The sequence below is a fragment of the Streptomyces yunnanensis genome (assembly GCF_029011865.1).
In the GTDB taxonomy this organism is placed as follows: domain Bacteria; phylum Actinomycetota; class Actinomycetes; order Streptomycetales; family Streptomycetaceae; genus Streptomyces; species Streptomyces yunnanensis.
This window is the reverse complement of record NZ_CP095749.1, coordinates 5219851-5239876: the sequence shown is the minus strand read 5'-3', so window position 1 is coordinate 5239876 and position 20026 is coordinate 5219851. Positions and strand designations below refer to the sequence as shown.

The following is a 20026-nucleotide window of genomic DNA, read 5'->3' as shown; positions in this document are numbered from 1 at the left end:
GGGCCGCCTCGACCCGGGGCGGTGAGGCGGCGCGCCGGGCGCGTCAGGAGAGCCGCGCGCGCACCACGCCCCCGGCGAGCGCCCGTTGCCGGGGCGCCTGCGCGCCCGTCCAGCACGAGCCGCGGCGGGCCAGCAGCCGGCGCAACCACACTTCGACGGCGACCAGTTCGGCCAGACCGTCCAGGGGCACCGGGGCGCCCTCGGCCGCCGCGCGGAGTGCGCGGCGGACCACCCGTGCCTCGACGAGGCCGGCGTCCGCCAGCAGGGGCGTGTCGAAGAGCTGGAGCAACGGGCCGACCGCGGCGCGCAGTCCGGCGCGGACCGCGGCGGTGTGGGTGTGGTGCGCGGCGGCGCCCCAGCCGGACGGCAGGTCCCGCACGCCGGCGCCGGCCAGGACGGCGCGCAGGACGGCGGCCCGGGCGCCCGGCTGCACCCGCAGGGTGTCCGGCAGGGCGCGGCAGGCCAGCACCACCTGGTTGTCCAGGAAGGGGGCGTGCAGCCGCTGGCTGCGGACCTCGACGGCCTGCTCGAAGATCCGGTGGTCGGCGGCCTGGCGGGCCAGGGCGGCGCGGGCCCGTCGTTCGCCGGGGCGGCCCCCGGCGGGCGAACGGTGCGCTGCGTCCCCGAGGCGAACCGATACTTCGGCCAGCGCCTCCCCCGTGAGCCAGCGGGCCGCGGGCCCCGGGCGGCACCAGGCGAGCGCGGCCAGGGAGGCGTCCACCGCGCCGCCGGCCACCGGCTCGTCGGCGAACCGGCGCTCCCTCAGGTGCCGCGCCGCCTCGGCCATCCCGGTGGCGTAGGGGGTGCGGGCGAGCTTCCGGGCGGCCCGGTAGACGGTGAACGGGACCAGCACCGAGTGCGCGGAGGGGCCGTCGGCCTTGGCCAGCGCGGTGACCGGGCGCAGCAGATGGCGCCGGCGGCGGTCCATGAGGAGGTCGGCGAGGCGGGCGGGGTGGGCGTCGAGGACCTGGCGGGCGCCGTTTCCGACGAAGTGGTCGGCGCCGCCGGACAGCAGCCGCCTGCGGTGCCGGCCGGCCAGGGTCAGCGAGGGACCGGACTCGTCGGTGAGCGGGAGGGCGTCCAGGCCGGTGTACGGGAGGGCCTCCTCGCCGGCGGCGACGACGACGTGGTGCAGCCGGGGGTCCTCGGCGATGCCGCGGGCGCGCTCCAGTTCCGCCTCGTGCTGGGCCCGGTCGCCATGGGTGGCGCGGTCGTTGAAGGTGACCGCCAGCAGGCGCTCGCCGTGGCCGTTGATCCGGCCGGGCTGCCCGGGGAGGCCGGCGGCCAGGAGGGCGAGGGTTCCGGAGGCGCTGCCTCCGGAGAGGTCGGCGCCGATGCCGGGGGCCGGTCCGCCGCGCGCCGCGCGCCGCTCCGCGGGGCCCATGCCGGGCACCGGGCCGGGGTCGAGCCGGTCGAGGCCGTCCGGGTCGGGCGCGAAGCGGGGGGCCGCCAGCCGGGCGCGCACGGCCTCCACGAGGGCCTCCCGGACGCCGTCCACCGCCTGCTCCGGGGCGAGTTGGGGGGCGGCGACGGCCAGGGACGCGGGCGGCTCGTAGGAGGCGATCTCGCTGCTGCCGGTGCGCAGCACCAGGGCGTGGCCGGGCGGGATCCGGCGGACCCCGTCGTACGGGGTGCCGGCGCCCACCGCCTCGGGGGCGTCCGGGCAGGCCAGCAGGGCGGCCAGATGGCCGACGTCGAGGCCGGCCTCGACGAGGTCGGCGAGCGGCAGGGCGGCGGTGGCGTAGGCGGTCCCGCCGGCCCACCGGGTGTGGAAGACGGGCCGGGCGCCGGCCAGGTCTCCGGTGACGGTGATCCGGCGGCCCACTTGGGCGACGGCGGTGTAGCTGCCCGGCCAGGCGGTCAGGTGGCGCAGCGCGCCCCCGCGGGCGGCGAACAGGCCCACCTTCAACTGGTCGTCGGTGGCACCGCAGACCCCGAAGACGGCGAGCCGGGTCTCCGGGTCGGCCTGGACGACGCGCACCTCGTGGGGCCGCCAGTCGCCCACCGCCCAGAGGGGATCGGGGTCGCCCCACAGGAGTTGGGCGCCCACGGGCAGCAGCGTGCGGCACTCCCTGTGGGCGGTCGCGGCACTGCTCCACCCCACCAGCCAGCGCATCGCCGCCTCCACCCGATTCCCCGTCCGCCGGGGCGGCCGGCGACCGCCCCGTACAGCGGATATCCCAGCTGTCGTGCGGACCATGCTGCCATGGCGGTGGCCTGCGGGAGGTGGCGAAGGAGGCCCGGACGCGGGCGGGGCGGCGGGCACGGCGAAGGGGCGCACGGGGGCGGTGTGGCGCCGTCGGGACGGCGGCTGCGCCCGGCGGCGGCCCCGGGTGGCCCCCCGTGTGGCCCCCGGGGCGCTGGACGGCGTGAAAGCATCACCCGTCGATTTTCGGCCAAAGTCCTTGCCGCGCAGCCGAGTTGACGCCCGGACACCGTCCCGTATACGGCGCCGTGCGGCGCGGTGGGCCGAGCCTCCGCCCGGCCCCCGCGACGGTCCGGGAAGCGGGCTGCGCCTCCCGGACCGGACCGCCACCCGCGGGGAATGAGGTGGCGGTGTCCCCCAGCCCACTGGATCCAGTGCAGCGGGCCGACCCACGCAGAACTCATCGAAGCGTGGGGGTCGTTGAGGGGCCAGCGCGCACGCACGGGCGCATGGGCACACGTACCCGGAGCACATGCCAATTCCCGCACCCCCGTTTGAACACGAATCTCGCCATCCAGGACACCGACCCTTAACGGTAGGGATCCGGCGAACTACTCTGGGTGGACGCATGCCCCGGGGTACGGGGCGGCTGTCGCTGTGTCGAGGGGTGCGCATGTCCAGGGATACACGCGGGCCGAACGAAAAGCTCGGCACCGTTCTCGCCCTCGCGGGGATCAGCAATGCCGGACTGGCGCGCCGGGTCAACGACCTCGGCGCGCAACGCGGCCTGACGCTTCGCTACGACAAGACGTCGGTGGCCCGATGGGTCTCCAAGGGCATGGTGCCCCAGGGCGCCGCGCCCCATCTGATCGCGTCGGCGATCGGCAGCAAGCTCGGGCGCCCGGTGCCGCTGCACGAGATCGGGCTGGCCGACGCCGATCCGGCACCCGAAGTGGGGCTGGCCTTCCCTCGCGACGTGGGCGCCGCGGTGCGCTCGGCGACCGAGTTGTACCGCCTCGATCTCGCCGGACGGCGGGGCAGCGGCGGCGGCATCTGGCAGAGCCTGGCCGGATCCTTCGCCGTCAGCGCCTACGCCACCCCCACCTCCCGCTGGCTGATATCGCCGACCGACAGTTCGGTGGCGCGGGAGACGGCCGAGGCGCGGGACAAGGACGCCGCGGCCGCCGGTGACGCGGGAGCCCCGCAGCACGTCGGCCACAGCGATGTCACCAAACTGCGCGAGGCGGCCGAGGACGCCCGGCGCTGGGACTCCAAGTACGGCGGCGGGGACTGGCGTTCGTCGATGGTGCCGGAGTGCCTCCGGGTGGACGCGGCGCCGCTGCTGCTCGCCTCGTACAGCGACGAGGTGGGCCGCGCGCTCTTCGGGGCGACGTCCGAACTCACCCGCCTGGCGGGCTGGATGGCCTTCGACACCGGCCAACAGGAGGCCGCCCAGCGGTACTACATCCAGGCGCTGCGGCTGGCGCGGGCCGCCGCCGACGTCCCCCTGGGCGGGTATGTGCTGGCGTCGATGTCCCTCCAGGCGACCTACCGCGGGTTCGCCGACGAGGGCGTCGATCTGGCCCAGGCCGCCCTGGAGCGCAACCGCGGCCTGGCCACCGCCCGCACCATGAGCTTCTTCCGCCTGGTGGAGGCGCGGGCGCAGGCCAAGGCCGGGGAGGCGCGCGCCTGCGAGGTGGCGCTGAAGGCGTCCGAGGGCTGGTTGGAGCGCTCCCGCAGCGGCGATCCGGATCCGTCCTGGCTGGACTTCTACTCCTACGAGCGCTTCGCCGCCGACGCCGCCGAGTGCTACCGGGACCTGCGGCTGCCCCGTCAGGTGCGGCGCTTCACCGAGCAGGCGCTGTCCCGGCCGACGGAGGAGTTCGTCCGCTCGCACGGGCTGCGCCTCGTGGTGTCCGCCGTCGCCGAACTGGAGTCCGGCAATCTGGACGCGGCCTGCGCCGCCGGCACCCGCGCCGTCGAGGTCGCCGGCCGGATCTCCTCGGCCCGCACCACGGAGTACGTGCGCGATCTGCTGCACCGCCTGGAGCCGTACGGGGACGAGCCCCGCGTGGTCGAACTCCGCGAGCGGGCCCGGCCGTTGCTGGCCGCGCCGGCCTAGCGGGAGCGCGGGCGGGACGGACCGGGGAGCGGGTCTGTGGGCCGGCCGTCGAAGGGGCGTCGCGGCGGGCCTGACGCCGCAGGTCAGACTGGTCACTGCGGATTGTCGGTGCCGCCCGTCATGATGGACTACGTCGTCGGCGATGACGCGCGGGCCCGCGGCGACGGGCGGGTCGGCGGTCATGCGGTTGGGGAGGTGCAGTGGCGGCGTACGACTGCGATGTGCTGGTGATCGGTGCCGGGATCGTGGGGCTTTCCACGGCCCATGCCCTCACGCGCGCGGCGCCCGGTATACGCGTCGTGGTACTGGAGAAGGAGCCTGCCGCGGCCCGCCACCAGACCGGGCGGAACAGCGGCGTGATCCACAGCGGCATCTACTACCCGCCGGGTTCGCTGAAGGCCCGCTTCGCCCTCCAGGGGGCGGCGGAGATGGTCAAGTTCTGCACCGCGCACGACATCCCGCACGAGGTCACCGGCAAGCTGATCGTCGCCACCGACCGCGCCGAGCTGCCCCGGCTGCACGGCCTCATCCAGCGCGGCCGCGAGCACGGCCTGCCGGTGCGGGAGCTGGGCCCGGCCCAGATCGCCGAGTACGAGCCCGAGGTGCGCGGCCTGGCCGCGATCCACGTGGGCACGACCGGCATCTGCGACTTCGGGGCGGTGGCCCGGCAGCTGGCCCGCCTCGCGCAGGAGGACGGGGCCCGGGTCGTCCTCGGCGAGGAGGTCACCACCATCGCCCGCCGCCCCGGCCGGGTCGCGGTGCGCACCGCCGGCGGCACGGTCTACCGCGCCCGCGCCCTGGTCAACTGCGCCGGGCTGCACTGCGACCGGGTGGCGAGGCTGGCGGGCGACGCCCCGGGCATGCGGATCGTGCCGTTCCGGGGCGAGTACTACACCCTCGCGCCGGAGCGCGCCGCCCTGGTCCGCGGGCTGGTGTACCCGGTCCCCGACCCGGCCTTCCCGTTCCTGGGCGTCCATCTCACCCGTGGCATCGACGGCTCCGTCCACATCGGGCCGAACGCCGTCCCCGCGCTGGCCCGCGAGGGCTACGACTGGCGCACGGTGCGTCCCGCCGAGCTCGCCGGGACGCTCGGCTACCCGGGTTCCTGGCGGATAGCCCGCCGCCACTGGCGCTACGGCGCGGGCGAGCTCCACCGCTCGCTGTCCCGCCGTGCCTTCACGGACGCGGTCCGCCGCCTGCTGCCGGCCGCCCGGGAGGAGGATCTGCTGCCGTCGCCGGCCGGGGTCCGCGCCCAGGCCGTGCTGCCCGACGGCACCCTCGTCGACGACTTCCTCTTCGCCGAGTCCCCCGGCATGATCCACGTCCTCAACGCCCCGTCCCCGGCCGCCACGGCCTCCCTGCCGATCGGGCGGGAGGTGGCCCGGCGGGTGACCCGGCTGCTGGGGCTCCCGGAGCGCGCGGTGCAGGACGGGGGCCCCGCGGAGTGAGGGGCACCGGGGCGAGAGGCGCCGGAGTGCGTCCGGCCGCGGGCCCGTGGGGACCGCCCGGATTCCGGTCGGCGCGGCGCTGACCTGCGGATTCGGGTGACGGTGGGGGCTGCTCTGTGCGTAGCGGCCGGCGGCGTTCCGGTCCGCCGCGGTGGCGTCCGTAGAATCGACACACTGTGTCCGAGAACCCCGCCACCCCCGAAACCACCGCCGCCGCGCCCGCCGCCCCGGTGGACGAACCGCGCCCCCTCGGTGCCACCGCCGTCTCGGCCGCCGTGCCCCGGCGTGGCAAGCCGATGTTCCCCGACGGGACGGGACCGGCGGCCGACCCCGCGGGCTCGCACCACGAGCGGCGGATCCGCTCCTTCCAGCCCCGTCGCAGCCGCGTCACCGCCTCCCAGGGCGAGGCGCTGCGCCGCCTGTGGCCCACCTGGGGCGTGGACGTCGACGGGCTCTCCCGCCTCGACCTCGACGCGTTCTTCGGCGGGCTGCCGGTCGTGCTGGAGATCGGCTTCGGGATGGGCGAGGCCACCGCGCAGATGGCCGCCGCCGATCCGGGCACCGGCATCCTCGGCTGCGATGTGCACACCCCCGGCCAGGGCAGTCTGCTCGGTCTCGCGGAGCGGAACGGCCTGTCCAACATCCGGGTGGCCAACGGCGACGCGATCATCCTGCTGCGCGAGATGCTCGCCCCGGCCTCCCTCGCCGGCCTGCGCGTCTACTTCCCGGACCCCTGGCCCAAGAAGCGCCACCACAAGCGCCGGCTGATCCAGCCGGAGTTCGTGGCGCTGGCGACCACCCGGCTCGCACCGGGCGCCCTGGTGCACTGCGCGACCGACTGGGAGCCCTACGCCGAGCAGATGCTGGAGGTCCTCTCCGCCGAGCCGACGCTGGAGAACCTGCACGACGGCTACGCGCCCCGGCCCGACTTCCGGCCCTTCACCAGGTTCGAGGGCCAGGGTCTGGACAAGGGGCACGTCGTGCACGACCTGCTCTTCCGCCGCCGGGGCTGAGGGCCGCCGCCCGGCGGGGCCCCGGCCCCGGTGGCGCCCGCCCGCGCCGGTCCGGCCCGACAAACCCGCATGCCCGCACTGTCCCGCCCTCGTTAGGGTCGATGGGTGTACCCGTCCTTGCCGCCGCTCCCCGAGCACCCAGCCGGCCCGCCGCCGTACACACCCGCCGAGGCCCACCGCGGGCCCCGGCGCTGGTCCGCGCCCTGGCACAGCAAGACCGTCCGGGCCATCGCGCTGGCCGCGCTGCTGGCGCTCTCCGGCGTGCTCATCCTCGGCATCGTCCGGCGGCAGACCGGCACCGAGGGTCTCCTCGTCGGCGTCGGACTGGCCGTCTTCCCGGTGCCCCTGCTGATCGCGGCCTTCTGCTGGCTGGACCGGATCGAGCCCGAGCCCTGGCGGAATCTGGCGTTCGCCTTCGCCTGGGGGGCGTGCGCGGCCACCTTGGTCGCGGTCCTGGCCAACGGCTTCGCCACCGACTGGCTGGCCAACAACGTCGCCTCCACGTCGCCGACCGAGGCCCAGGCATGGGGCTCGACGGTCATCGCCCCGATCGTCGAGGAGGTGATGAAGGCCGCCGCCATCGTGCTGCTCTACCGCTTCCGCCGCCGTGACTTCGACGGCATCACGGACGGCATCGTGATCGCCGGGATCACCGCGACCGGCTTCGCCTTCACCGAGAACATCCTCTATCTGGGCAGCGCCTTCGGCGAGGACCAGTCCTTGGGGCACACCGGTCTGAGCTCCCTCACCGCCGGCACCTTCTTCGTGCGGATCGTGGTCTCCCCGTTCGCGCACCCGCTCTTCACGATCCTCACCGGGCTGTCGTTCGGGATCGCCGCGACCCGCTATCCGCGGCGCCGCGGCGCCCGCGCCGCGCTCATCCTCTTCGGCCTGGCGACCGCGGTCCTGCTGCACGGCATCTGGAACGCCGCCTCCGACCTCAGCGACGCCGGCTTCCTCACCGTCTACGGCGCGTTCATGGTCCCGGTGCTGCTGGTCCTGACCTGGCTGGCGCTGTGGGCCCGGCGGCAGGAACTGCGCTCGGTCCGCGACTACCTCGCCCCGTACACCGCCACCGGCTGGCTCGCCCCACCGGAGCCCACCGCCCTCGCCTCGCTGCGGACCCGCGCGCTGGCCCGCGACATCGCCCGCCGCACCCACGGCCCGGCCGCCGCCCGCGCCGTCACCGCCTACGCGGCGCTGGCCACCGCCCTGTCCTTCCACCGCCGCCGGGCCCATCTGACGGGCCCGCCGCCGGACTTCGCCGCCCGGGAACGCGAACTGCTGGAGCGCCTGTGGCACTACCGGCCGTGGGCGGGCCCGGCGCTGCTCCAGGCGTGGGCGGGCGGGGCGGCGGGCCCCGGTCCGGCCGGGGCGGCGCGCCACCCGGCCCCGGCCCCGCCGCACGAAGCCGCGCCGCCGCCCGGCGCCGCGCGCTGAACCGTCCCCTCGACCGTGCTCCGCGCGCGGGATGCGGGCGCGCGTAGGCTCGTGGGAGTTGTCCGTGAAAGGGAGGATTCTGCGATGGCTGGGATACCGACGAGCGTGGTGGCGGCCACGGGCCTGGTGGGCGGTTACGGCGTGGCCCGGTGGACCAAGAAGCGGCCGTTGGGCGGCGTCGCGCTGGCCGCCGCCGGGGCGGTGGCGGCCAGGGGCTGGCAGCAGAAGGCCGGCACGAAGGCGGCCGCCGCGCTGAGCGGTGCCTATGTGGCGGCGTTCGCGGGGTCGCACCCGCTGGCCAAGAAGATCGGGGCGTGGCCTTCGGTGTTCGCGGTGGCCGGCGGCGTCGCCCTGGCCTCGTGGGCGGTGGCGGACCGACGCGGCTGAGGCGCCGCCGGGCCGGGTCCGCGCGACCGACGGCGGCCGGCGGCGCGGGGGCCTGTGCGGGCCCCGCACCGCCGTGCCGCGTCAGGCCGATGCCTCCGTGAGGAGGGACATCTCGGCGTCGGTGAGGACGAGTTCGTTGACGGCCAGCAGGGCAGGGAGCTGGGACACCGTGCGCGCGCTGGCGATGGGGGCCGCGACGGTGGGCCGGGCGGCGAGCCAGGCGAGGGCGATGGTGGTCGGCTCGGCGCCGTGGGCCGCGGCGACGGTGTCGAGGGCCTCCAGGACGCGGCGGCCGCGGTCGGTCGCGAGGTAGCCGGCGGCCTTCTCCGAGCGGGCGCTGTCGACACTGGCGCCCGGGCGGTACTTGCCGGTCAGGAAGCCGGAGGCGAGCGCGTAGTACGGGACGGCGGCGACGCCGTTGCGGGCGGCCACGTCGGCGAGTTCGCCCTCGTAGGTGTCGCGGGAGACGAGGTTGTAGTGCGGCTGGAGGGCCACGTAGCGGGCCACGCCCTCGCGGTCGGAAAAGTCCAGCGACTCCTGGAGGCGCCGGGCCGAGATGTTGGACGCGGCGATCTCGCGGACCTTGCCCGCCTTGACGAGGTCGTCGAGGGCGGTCAGGAACTCGCCCACCTCGACGGACTCGTCGTCGTAGTGGGTGTAGTAGAGGTCGATGTGGTCCGTGCGCAGCCGGGACAGCGAGAGGTCCACGGCGGTCTTGATGGTGGCGGCGGACAGGCCCTTGTGGTCGGGGTGGGCGCCGACCTTGGTGGCGATCACGACGTCGTCGCGGTTGCCGCGGGCCGCGAGCCAGTTGCCGAGGACGGTTTCGGACTCGCCGCCCTTGTTGCCCGGCACCCATGCCGAGTAGACGTCGGCGGTGTCGATGAAGTTGCCGCCGCCGGCCACGTAGGCGTCGAGAACGGCGAAGGACTCGGCTTCGTCGGCGGTCCAGCCGAAGACGTTGCCGCCGAGGCAGAGGGTGGAGACGGACAGCGAACCGAGCGACTTCGGGGTGGGGGCGGAGCCTTGGGCGTGTGTCACGGTCATGCCCGTTACAACGTCAGGACGTGGGGAGTTATTCCTCGTTCGGCGTCCGTCCGGGGGCCGGGGTCCGGGGCCCGATCGGTCCCGTCGGCCGCCCACGGGGCGTGGGCGGCCGGCCGGTCCGTCAGACGGCGGTCCCGCGGTCGCGCAGCCAGGACACCGGGTCCGTCGGTGCGCCGGCGTCCGGGCGGACCTCCAGGTGGAGATGCGGACCGGTGGCGTTCCCGGTGGCGCCGACCCGGCCGATCACGTCGCCCGTGTGGACCCTGCCCGTCGTCTTGACCATCGAGGACAGGTGGCAGAACCAGAGCTGCGTGCCGTCGTCGAGGGTGAGGACGATGCGGTAGCCGTACCCGCCGGCCCAGCCCGCCTGGGTGATGGTCCCGTCGTGAACCGCCTTGACCAGCGTGCCCGTTGGGGCCGTGAAGTCCTGTCCGGTGTGGTCCGCGGCCCAGCGGTCGTCGGACTGCCCGAAGCCGGCGGCGAGGGTGTACGAGGAGACCGGCGCGACGAAGGTCCGCGTCGGGTGGGCGCGGTGGTCGGCCGCCGGTGGGGCCGGGGCGTCGGCCGCCGCCGCCCGGGGTGCGGTCCCCTGCGCCGCCGGAGGCGCGGCCTCCGTGCGCTCCTCGGCGGCGCCGGCCTGTTTCGCCGCCCCCTGCTGCCCGGGCGCGCCCTGGTCCGCCTGCGGGGCGGCGGCGTGCTCGGCGGCCGTACCGGCCTCCGGCTCCGCGGCGTCCTGTGGGGCGTCGGTCTGAGGGGCGTCGGCCTGCTGGACGTCAGCCTGCTGGAGGATGCGGTTGCGCAGCGCCTCGGCCGCGCCCGCGGGTCGGGCGTCCTGGGCGGCCTCGTCGGGGGCGGTGCCGGTCCGGGAGGGGGCGACGGAGGGGCCGGCGGAGGCGGCGAGCGCCGTGCCGGTCTCCTGGCCCGTGCCGTCGCCGTCGGCCGCCCCGCCGGGGTCGGGCATCGATATCGGCACCGGCGGCCGGCCCTGGGCCGCGGCCACCCCGCTCGCGCCGACCGCCGCGATCACGCCGACGCCCAGTGCCGTGCCGCCGCGCGCGAGACCGCCGCTGCGCGCTCTGGCCACCCGGTGCTTGCCGCGGATCGCGCGGAGCGGCCCGTCGTCGTCGCTCGGCTCGTCGGCCGGGAGCCACTCGTCGCCGGTCCCGTCGCCTTCGCCGCGGGCCTCGCCCCCGCCTTCGGGGCCGGGGGACGGCGCGTCACCGGGCAGCGCGCCCTGTGCCGACCAGTGGTGCGGCGGCGAGCTCTGGGCCGTCTGGGAAGCCGGGGGCGCCTGGCCGTGGGAGAGGTCGCGGGAGAACGGCTCCTGGGGCGACCGCCCTTCCCTCAACCCGCCGGCGATCGGCGGGACTTGGGCCGGCTGGACGGGAGCGGCGGCCCCGGAGGGACCGGCCGGACCGACGGGGGCACCGAAGCCGACCGCGCCACTGAAGTCGGCGGGGCCACCGAGGCCGTAGGTGGACGGGCCATGTGGGGTGGGCCTGTTGGACGCCACGGGGGCGCACTCCTTTCCTTCCTTCTCGCCTACCGGGTTAGCTGACGGGTTCGGAGCAGGAAGGTCTCCTACGGGCACCGCTTGGCGAGAGGCGCCCGATTCACCCCAAGAGGGTGGTTCCCCGGTTCCCTCTACTCAATTCCCGGCAATTCCAGGCGGATCCGTCGGGGCCCCTCGAAACCGGTTGATCCGGGCGACTCGACGCGGGTCGAGGACACGGGTCGGGTCGTGCGAACAGCCGGCTCGGGCGGGTGACTCGGAGACGTTCTGGGCATGCGGGAACAGCGCGTGCGGGATTCGGCGTCGGCGCACGGTGCCGCCATTGGCGACGGCTGGGACGACCGCGCTCCGTTATCGGACAGTAATAGAGACGACGAGGGAAATCCAAGCGTTCCCTTGAATCCGCGGGGGTTCCGCAGGCTCCCCCTAGGGGCCCGCGGCAGGGACGTTCGCTACCAATTCGTCCGCAACCTGGGCGAGTTGGCGCCACACCGCCAAACGATCTCGCGACGATTGTGCGCCACTCGTTATGCGGAGGGACGCACGTCGATCACGGAGAGTGAGGACGGTAACGTCGCCCCATGGTCGTCAACGTCGCGAACACCGGAAACGCCGGGAACACGGTCAGCACCCCGCAGGAAATGGCGGTCCGGTACTGGGAGTTCTCCCGGCAACAGGCCCGGGGACGGTCCGACGCCCACGAGGAGCTGTCCGCCCGGATCAGCCACGACGACGAGCTCTGCGAACTGCTCGCGGCTTCGCTGCCGGCCGGCCACAAGCAGCAGCCGGACCTCCTGCTCGCCGCGGTGCGCCAGCTCGACGGTCCGCACGCGGAATGGGGGCCGCGCGGCGCGGCGGCATACGGGCGCTGGCGCGAGTGGACGATCCGGCACTGGGACGAGGTCCGCTCGGTGATCATGCGCCGCTCCGCCCGGACCGACGAACCGGCCCGGTGCGCCACCCTGCTGCCGCTGCTGGCCCGTATGCCGCAGCCACTGGCCCTCCTGGAAGTCGGGACGCCGGCGGGGCTGTGCCTCTACCCGGACCGGTACCGCTACCAGTACGTCCAGGAGGACGGCCGCGCGATGGACGGCCCGGGTGCCGCGGACAGCCCGGTCACGTTCACCTGCCGCGCGAGCGGGTTCGCGCCCGATGGCGAGGGTGGCGCGGCGGCGCTGCCCGGCGCCCTGCCCGAGGTCGTCTGGCGCGGCGGCATCGACCCGGCGCCGCTCGACCCCTTCGGGGAGGCGGACGACCTGCGGTGGCTGCGCGCCCTCGTCTGGCCCGGTGACGAGGCCCGTGCGGCGCGGCTCTCGGCGGCCGTGGAGGCGGCGCGGACCGCGCCCCGCCCCACCGTCGTGCGCGGCGACCTGCTCGACGAGCTGCCGGCGCTGGCCGCCCAAGTACCGTCCGGGGCGACGCTGGTGGTGTTCCACAGCGCGGCGCTGAACCACCTTCCGCCCGCCCGGCGCGAGGAGTTCGCCCGGCTCGTCCGGTCGCTGCTCGCCGAACGGGACGGCGGGGGCCACTGGATCTCCCAGGAGCACCACAGCGTGCTGCCGTGGATCACGGCGCCGGAGCACCGCTCCCCGGGGGCGGCGGACACGCCGCTGCTGACCCTCGCCCTGGACGAGCGCCCGGTCGCGCTGACCGACCCGCACGGCCGCAGCGTGCACTGGCTCCCTTCCGCGCTGTCGTAGCGCGCCCGCCCGGTCGCCCGGCGGCGGGCGGCGGGCGGCGGGCGGCGGGCGGCGGGCGGCGGGCGGCGGGCGGCGGCCGGCGGGCGGCGGGCGGCGGCCGGCGGCCGGGCGGCCCGCGGCGCCGGCCTACCCGTCCAGGGGCCGCTGGACCGCCAGCAGCGCCATGTCGTCCGCGGGCCCCCCGCCCGTGTGCCGGGCGACGTCCTCGACCACCACGTCCAACAGGTCGTCGGGCCCGCTGAACAGGCTGCCGCGCAACCGGGCGCACGGGTCGTAGAACCGCCCGTCCCGGTCGCGGGCCTCGGTCACCCCGTCGGTGAACAGCAGCAGCAGCGCCCCGGCCGGGAAGAACGTCGCGTCCGAACGGCCCGGCCGGGCCCCCAGGTCGCCCAGGCCCAGCGGCAGCGCGGCGACGGACGGGGCCAGCTCCCGGAGGCCGCCGTCCGGGGTGAGCAGCAGAGGGGGCGGGTGGCCGTGGTTGAGGACCCGGAGCACGGACGGGTCCTCGGCGGGGATCTCCGCCAGGACGGCCGTGGCGAAGCCCTCCTGTTCATCGAGGCCGGCGCGGCGCCTGCCCTCCCGTCTGAGCGCCCGTTCCAGCCGCTCCGCGACCGCCTCCAGGGTGGCCTCCTGCTCGGCCGCCTCCCGGAAGGCGCCGATGACGACCACCGCGGACTCCACCGCCTCCAGGCCCTTGCCCCGCACATCGCCGACGATCATCCGGACGCCGTGCGGGGTGTCCTGGACGGCGTACAGATCGCCGCCGATACGGGCGCCGGCCCGGGCGCCCACGTAGCGCGCGGCGATCCCGAATCCGGCCAGCCGGGCGGGCGGCGCCGGCAGGAGGGCCTGTTGGGCGGCCTCCGAGACGTCCCGTACGGAGGCCAGCCGGGCGTCGCTCACCCGCACGACCCGGTTGGTGGCGAGCGCGAGCAGCGCCACCACGACGACCGTGCTCGACTCGGTCACCGACTGCTGGTAGTCCGGGGCGCCGTGGAACGTGGCGAGCAGGACCTCGGCGACGATGGCTGCCAGCGCCATGCCGGCGGTGGCCCACAGGGAGAACAGCGGGGCGGCGACCAAGGGGGCGGCGACGAGGAACGGGGCCGCGGTGTACACGGGCGGCGTGACCAGGTCGAAGAGCACGCCGACGACGATCAGGGCGGCGGGGAGCCAGCGCGCGAGCCGGCGGCCGAGCGGGGACATCCGGGCGTGGCGCGCCCGTCGTTCCGCCTCGCCCGTGCGGTTCTCGCCGCCTCGCACCATCCGCACCGGCCTCTTCCCACTCCGCCGCCCGGTGGCGCCCGGAACGGGGCCCGGGGCCTCGCCGCTTCAAGGCTTGCCGGGGCGACGCCGGTCGGCGAGTCCTCCTGAGCCGAACGGGGTAGGACCGGGCTGGGGCCACCCCACCCCCTACGGGCCCCACCTACGGGCCCCCTGCCCCCACCTGACCCCTACCTGCCCCCGCCCTCGCACTGCCGGACCGTGGCGCGCGCATGGGCGAGGAAGCGCCGGGTCAGCGGATGCCCGTTGTGCCGCGGGAAGACCAGTTGCAGCGGCATCAGGGGCGCGTCGGGGATCGGCACGAAGGAGAGGAACGGGTGCACCCGTTGCCGGCCGATGGACTCCGGTACGACACCGACGCCCCGGTTCCCGGCCACCGCCTCCAGCCACTCGTCGAAGTTCCCGCACCGGACGGCGATCTCCGGCCGTTCCCCCGCCGGCCAGTCCGCCACGTCCGCCGGCCCGCCGGTCTCGTTCAGCACCAGCGGCATACGGGCCAGCTCGCGCCAGCCGACCTCGTCCCGCGCCGCGAGCGGGGACCGCACCGAGACCGCCGCGATCCGCCGCTCGTGCAGCAGCGTCACCGCCGTCAGGCCCGGCACGGCGACGTCCCCCCGCAGGATCGCCACATCGACCTCGCCGCTGTCCACCCCCGCCAGCGCCGCGTCCCGCCGGTGGACCCGCGCCCCGACACCGGTCTCCGCCTCGAACCGCTCGATGGCGGCCTGCGGCCACGTGGCCGGAAACCCCCAGGCGAACCCGATGCGGAAGACGGGCGCCTCCGGTGTCGGCAGGAGGGCGGCCTCCAAACGGGGCAGCAGGCCGCGGAGTTCGCCGTAGAGCCGCTCGCCGGCCGCGGTGAGCGCGACCTGGCGGGTGGTGCGCTCCAGGAGGCGGTAGCCGAGCAGCTCCTCCAGGCGGCGGATGGTGCGGCTCACCGTGGGCTGCGACAGACCGAGGCGGTCGGCCGCCCGGGTGAAGTGGCGTTCCTCGGCGAGGGCCAGGTAGCAGCGGAGGTGGTGCAGCTCGATGCCCGGTATCGCCATGATCGACATCCTAGGTCGGCTCCCTGACGGCCCGGCGGGGGCCGGCGGCCCCCGGCCGACCCTGCCGCGCCCCGAAGGGCCCCACGCCCCCGTCCCGGCCCGTCCCGGCGCCTCAACCGGCCGCCGCGTCCGCGCTCTTCGCGCCCGGCGCGCCCGGCGTCCCGCGCCGCGCCCGCATCCCCGCCCCGATCGCCAGGAACGCGGCCCCGGCCACCCCGCACAGCAGCCACATCGCCGCCTGGTTGCCCCGCAGGAACAGGTCGCCGGCGAGCGCCTCGACGTCGCGCCCGTCCCACCCGGTGTGCGCGCGCAACAGCCCGGGCCCCGCCCCGGGATCGGCCACGGCCCGCGCCGCCCACTCCCCGCCCGGCACGTGGCGCGCGGCGAGCGCGGCGTCCAGGGCGTCCCGCGCCGACCAGCGGTAGACCGCCATCCCCACCGCCAGCCCGATCGCCCCGCCCAGGTTGTGGAAGGTCCACGACGAGCCGACCGCCGTCCCCGCCAGCCGCTCCGGTACGGCCGAGAGCGCGGCCACGGTGGCCGGCCCGAGGACGAACGCCCAGCCGATGCCCATCAACGCGAACGCCGCCGCCACGAAGGCGACGTGGCTGTCCCGGGTGAACTGCGCCTGCAACGCCGCCGACAGGGCGAACGCCACGAACCCCGCGCAGAGCAGCAGCCGCGGCGGGAACCGGTCCACCAGCCGCCCCACCACCGGCGACAGCAGCGCCATCACCGCCGTGCACGGCAGCAGCATCAGTCCGCTCGCGGTGCTCCCGTAGTGCCGCACCGACACCAGGTACAGCGGCATCAGGAAGAACGCCAGGCAGTAGAAGAACGCGAGGGAGAAATCGGCGGTGAGCGCACCGAGGAAAGTGCGGTTCCCGAACAGCCGGAAATCGACGATCGGCGCCGTCACTTTCCGTTCCACGACACAGAACGCGACGACACCGGCGATTCCCAGGGCCAGCAGACCCAGAATGCGCGCGGAGGTCCAGCCCCAGGCGTCGCCCAGCGTCAGCGCGAGGACGAGTGCGGGCAGTGCCAGGCTGATCAGCGTCAGCCCCGGCCAGTCCGGCTTTCCGGCCGCCGCGGAATGCTCCCGCGATTCCCGCACCGCGGAAAAGCACACCGCCAACCCGATGGCGGTCAGCGGCACGTTCAGCCAGAACACCCAGCGCCAGTCCAGCCAGCCGACGAGGAGGCCGCCCAGCATCGGCCCGATCGCCAGGCCGAGTCCGTTGACGCCGTAGAGCGCCCCGATGGCCCTGCCGCGCTGCTGCGGCGGGAAGGTGTCCGAGACCAGGGCGCCGGTACTGGTGTAGAGCACGGCGCAGGCGGCCCCCTGGACGAAGCGGCACAGGATCAGCGTCCGTACGTCCCCGGCGAACCCGGCCGCCAAAGAGGTGACGCCGAAGACCGCGGTCCCCATGTAGAGCACCCGCCGCCGCCCGTACCGGTCCGCGAGCCGCCCCATGGTCACCATGAACATCGACAGCGCGACGATGAAGACGTTGACGATCAGCTGGAGCTCGGTGACCGTGGCCCCCATGTCCCGCTGAACGGCCGGCGCCGCGGTATTGACGATGGTGAGATCGATACATCCCAGGAAACTGATGATGCTCAGCCCGGTGAATGCCCGCCATCGGCGGGCCGCCCCGTCCCCTCTGCCGACGGGCCGCGCGCGCCGCCCTCCCCCTTCTCTCGCTTCTCCCCCTTCTCTCCCGTCGCCCGCGCACTCGGCAGAATTCACGCACTCGATCGTCAAGGTTCCCCCTCGGGCCGACGGGCGACGCCCGTGCCATTTCCCCCGTCCGTCACCCGCGACGCTAAATTCGGCGCCCCGCCCGGACAAATAGCCGCCGCGCCCGACTCATACACCCGCCGAATGAATCGGCGCGACGCCCCCACACCCCGCGGCGCCACCCCGACACGTCGCCCACCTCGCACGCCGCCCGCGCACCGCTCCCGCCCCCTGCACGCACAACGAGCGGCGCCCCGACCGCTGTACCGGTCGGGGCGCCGCTCCTCGTATGGCAGGAGCACCACACGTGCTCCATCTGGTGGGCCATCAGGGGCTCGAACCCTGAACCAATGGATTAAAAGTCCACTGCTCTGCCAATTGAGCTAATGGCCCGCACCGAGCAGCATAGCCCGAGGACGCGCCGCAGCCCGAAGGCATGGGGGATCTGGCCGATCCACGGCGTGCCGTGGCCGTCCCCCGCCGGCCCCGATTCCGCAGCTACGGCCGTGCCTCGCGGCCCTACGAGGCGCCCGCGATCACCGCGCACCCGGTACGGCACGCGCCCCGCAACGCGCCAACACGCGCGCCGGCGGCCCCGTATCCCTCGCCCCAACGCACAGGGCCCGTACGGCACTTCCGTGCGGTACGGGCCCTGAGAAGGCCATCAGGCTAGGGGCGGCGCTCCGTCAGGAGACCGGCCACCGCCGGATCAGCTGTTGCGCTTCCAGCGCGGCTTGTCCTCGCGGCGGCCGAAGCCGGACGCGCTGCCGGAGCCGCGGTGGTCGTCCCGCCGGCCGTACGGGCGCTCGCCGCCGGAACGGTAGCCGGAGACCGGCCGGCCGCCGGTGCGGTCGTCGCGGTTGAACGGACGGTCGCCGCCGCCGGAACGGTAGCCGCCGGTGGGGCGCCCGCCGCGGTCGTCACGGCCGAACGGACGGCTCGGACGGTCACCGCGGTCCCGGTGGAAGCCGCCGCGCTCGCCACCGCGCTCGCCGCCACGGTCGCCGCGCTCGTCACGACGGTCGTCGCGGCGGTCGAAGGAACGGCCACCGAAGCGGTCGTCACGACGGTCCCGGTCACGGTCCCGACCGAACCCACCGCGGTCGCCACCGCGCTCGTCACGACGCTCGAAGGAACGACCACCACGGTCATCCCGACGGTCCCGGTCACGGTCCCGACCGAACCCGCCACGCTCGCCACCGCGCTCGTCACGACGCTCGAAGGAACGACCACCACGGTCATCCCGACGGTCCCGGTCACGGTCCCGACCGAACCCGCCACGCTCGCCACCGCGCTCGTCACGACGCTCGAAGGAACGACCACCACGGTCATCCCGACGGTCCCGGCGCTCGAAGTTCCCACGCTCGTCCCGGCGCTCGCCGCGCCGCTCGTCACGACGGTCGTCCCGGCGCTCGTACGGCCGGCGGTCGCCCGAACCGGCCTGCGCCGGCACCGTGGCCTCCGCCGCCGCCTCGGCCACCGCCTCGGCGGCCGCCTGGGCGGTCACCGCCAGCGCCTCCGCCGGGTCCTCGCCGCGCTCGCGGGCGGCCCGGGCGGTCAGCCGGTCGGCCTCCTCGCGCAGCTCGGCGGCGCGGCGCTGGAGCCGCTCCAGCTCCTTGGCCAGGACGCCGACCTCGCGCTCGGCCTGCTTGGCGGTGTTGTTCGCCGAATCGGCCTGGACCTCGGTGAGCGAGCGCGCACCGGTGATCCGGGCCAGCTCCTCGTCGAAGGCACCGGCGCCGCCGACGATGTGGCGCGAGGCGTCCACGCCCGCGTCCTCCATCAGGCGGAAGATCTGCCGGCGCTGGTGCGGCAGCGACAGCGAGACGACGGTGCCGGACTGGCCGGCGCGCGCGGTGCGGCCCGAGCGGTGCAGGTAGTCCTTGTGGTCACCGGCCGGGTCGACGTTCAGGACCAGGTCGATGCCGTCGACGTGGATGCCGCGGGCGGCGACGTCGGTGGCGACCAGCGCGTTGAGGTAGCCGTCCTTGAAGTCCGCGAGGACCCGGGTGCGGGCGCCCTGCGTCATGCCGCCGTGCAGCGCGTCGGCCGTGACACCGGCCTCGATCAGCTGCTCGGCGACCCGCTCGGCGCCCAGCTGGGTGCGGACGAAGATGATGGTGCGGCCCTTGCGGGCGGCGATCGCGGCGGTGACCGGCGCCTTGTCCTTCGGCTTCACGACGAGGACGTGGTGGGTCATGGTCGTGACGTTGCCCTGGGCGCTGTCGACCTCGTGGCTGACCGGGTTGGTCAGGTAGCGCTTGACCAGCGTGGAGATCTCGTTCTCCATCGTGGCCGAGAACAGCATCCGCTGGCCGCCGTCGGGCACCTGGTCCAGCAGCTCGGTGACCTCGGGCAGGAAGCCCAGGTCGGACATCTGGTCGGCCTCGTCGAGGACGGCGACCTGGACGTCCTCCAGGGAGCAGGCGCCGCGGTTGATGATGTCGCGCAGCCGGCCCGGGGTGGCGACGAGGATGTCGACGCCGCGCTCCAGGGCGTAGATCTGGTTGCCCATGGACGTACCGCCGCAGACGACCTTCATCTTCAGGCCGAGCACGTCGCCGTAGGGCTGGAGGGCGTCCGCGACCTGCATCGCGAGCTCGCGGGTCGGGGTGAGGATGACCGCGCGCGGCTTCTTCTTCTCGGTGCGGCCGTCGGCCAGGCGGGCCAGGGTCGGCAGACCGAAGGAGAGCGTCTTGCCGGAGCCGGTGCGGCCGCGGCCCAGGATGTCCTTGCCGGCCAGCGCGTCCGGGATGGTCGCGGCCTGGATCGGGAACGGGGTGGTGACGCCGTTCTGGGCGAGCTTGCGGACGACGCCCTCGGGCAGCCCGAGGTCCGCGAAGGTCACGGTGTCGGCGTCGGCGTCCTCGGCGCGGTCGGTGTCGGTGTCGACGTCGGCCTCGGCGACGACGTCCGCCGCAGCGGTCGCCTCGACGGGCTCGACGGTCTCGACAGCCTCGGAAACCGGCTGCGCGGGCTGCTCGTCGTGTGCGGGCAGGACGGACTGATCAGGGGAAACGGACATGCGAAATGCGAAACCTTCCGGAGTCTCGGCACGCGCCCACAACTCCGTGTGATTTCACAAAGACCGCCTCAATGCGGTCAGCCACGGCAAGGGAGAGAACGCGCCACGCGG

13 protein-coding genes, 1 tRNA gene and 1 riboswitch are annotated in these 20026 nt (G+C 75.3%); of the genes, 6 read left to right on the top strand and 8 right to left on the bottom strand.

The annotated features are described in order from the left end of the window. Positions 1-43 precede the first annotated feature (43 nt). Positions 44-2116 carry an asparagine synthase-related protein gene (locus tag MOV08_RS22785; protein ID WP_039635074.1) on the bottom strand — a complete coding sequence of 691 codons (2073 nt, stop codon included), beginning with the start codon at positions 2114-2116 and terminating at the stop codon, positions 44-46. Between the two features lie 703 nt (positions 2117-2819). Between MOV08_RS22785 and MOV08_RS22780 the strand changes: the two genes are divergently transcribed. The 5 genes from MOV08_RS22780 to MOV08_RS22760 all read left to right on the top strand — a co-directional run bounded on the left by MOV08_RS22780 (position 2820) and on the right by MOV08_RS22760 (position 8556). After that, on the top strand, positions 2820-4268 hold the full coding sequence (locus MOV08_RS22780) for an NsdA family TPR-like regulatory protein (RefSeq protein ID WP_039635071.1): 1449 nt from the start codon (positions 2820-2822) through the stop codon (positions 4266-4268). Positions 4269-4468: 200 nt separating this feature from the next. Beyond that, positions 4469-5716 carry an L-2-hydroxyglutarate oxidase gene (gene lhgO, locus MOV08_RS22775; RefSeq protein WP_275308686.1) on the top strand — a complete coding sequence of 416 codons (1248 nt, stop codon included), beginning with the start codon at positions 4469-4471 and terminating at the stop codon, positions 5714-5716. Between the two features lie 176 nt (positions 5717-5892). Further along, complete coding sequence (gene trmB / locus MOV08_RS22770; RefSeq protein ID WP_039635067.1) at positions 5893-6729, top strand: tRNA (guanosine(46)-N7)-methyltransferase TrmB; 837 nt, start codon at positions 5893-5895, stop codon at positions 6727-6729. A gap of 105 nt (positions 6730-6834) precedes the next feature. Continuing rightward, positions 6835-8169, top strand: coding sequence for a PrsW family intramembrane metalloprotease (locus MOV08_RS22765; RefSeq protein ID WP_052286837.1), 1335 nt, complete (start codon positions 6835-6837; stop codon positions 8167-8169). Between the two features lie 84 nt (positions 8170-8253). Further along, positions 8254-8556 (top strand): hypothetical protein, encoded by a 303-nt coding sequence (locus tag MOV08_RS22760; protein ID WP_026247493.1) that lies wholly within the window; start codon positions 8254-8256, stop codon positions 8554-8556. Positions 8557-8637: 81 nt separating this feature from the next. Here the strand turns inward: MOV08_RS22760 and MOV08_RS22755 are convergent, their stop codons facing one another. After that, positions 8638-9603: an aldo/keto reductase gene (locus MOV08_RS22755; RefSeq protein ID WP_052286836.1), complete on the bottom strand. Its 966-nt coding sequence runs from the start codon at positions 9601-9603 to the stop codon at positions 8638-8640. 121 nt (positions 9604-9724) lie between these two features. Further along, positions 9725-11116 (bottom strand): M23 family metallopeptidase, encoded by a 1392-nt coding sequence (locus tag MOV08_RS22750; RefSeq protein WP_275308685.1) that lies wholly within the window; start codon positions 11114-11116, stop codon positions 9725-9727. Between the two features lie 11 nt (positions 11117-11127). Continuing rightward, positions 11128-11274: riboswitch (cyclic di-AMP (ydaO/yuaA leader) on the bottom strand. A gap of 423 nt (positions 11275-11697) precedes the next feature. Between MOV08_RS22750 and MOV08_RS22745 the strand changes: the two genes are divergently transcribed. Continuing rightward, positions 11698-12816, top strand: coding sequence for a DUF2332 domain-containing protein (locus tag MOV08_RS22745; RefSeq protein ID WP_275308684.1), 1119 nt, complete (start codon positions 11698-11700; stop codon positions 12814-12816). 126 nt (positions 12817-12942) lie between these two features. Here MOV08_RS22745 and MOV08_RS22740 read toward each other — a convergent pair whose 3' ends face one another. The 5 genes from MOV08_RS22740 to MOV08_RS22720 all read right to left on the bottom strand — a co-directional run bounded on the left by MOV08_RS22740 (position 12943) and on the right by MOV08_RS22720 (position 19915). Then, positions 12943-14082 (bottom strand): PP2C family protein-serine/threonine phosphatase, encoded by a 1140-nt coding sequence (locus MOV08_RS22740; RefSeq protein ID WP_039635061.1) that lies wholly within the window; start codon positions 14080-14082, stop codon positions 12943-12945. 188 nt (positions 14083-14270) lie between these two features. Next, positions 14271-15146: a LysR family transcriptional regulator gene (locus tag MOV08_RS22735; protein WP_275308683.1), complete on the bottom strand. Its 876-nt coding sequence runs from the start codon at positions 15144-15146 to the stop codon at positions 14271-14273. A gap of 112 nt (positions 15147-15258) precedes the next feature. Further along, a complete protein-coding gene (locus MOV08_RS22730) occupies positions 15259-16773 on the bottom strand; it encodes an MFS transporter (RefSeq protein WP_275311855.1) in 1515 nt (504 codons plus the stop codon). A 434-nt stretch (positions 16774-17207) separates the two neighbouring features. Next, positions 17208-17283 (bottom strand) — tRNA-Lys (locus MOV08_RS22725). Positions 17284-17599: 316 nt separating this feature from the next. Further along, positions 17600-19915 (bottom strand): DEAD/DEAH box helicase, encoded by a 2316-nt coding sequence (locus MOV08_RS22720; RefSeq protein WP_275308682.1) that lies wholly within the window; start codon positions 19913-19915, stop codon positions 17600-17602. Positions 19916-20026: the final 111 nt, after the last annotated feature.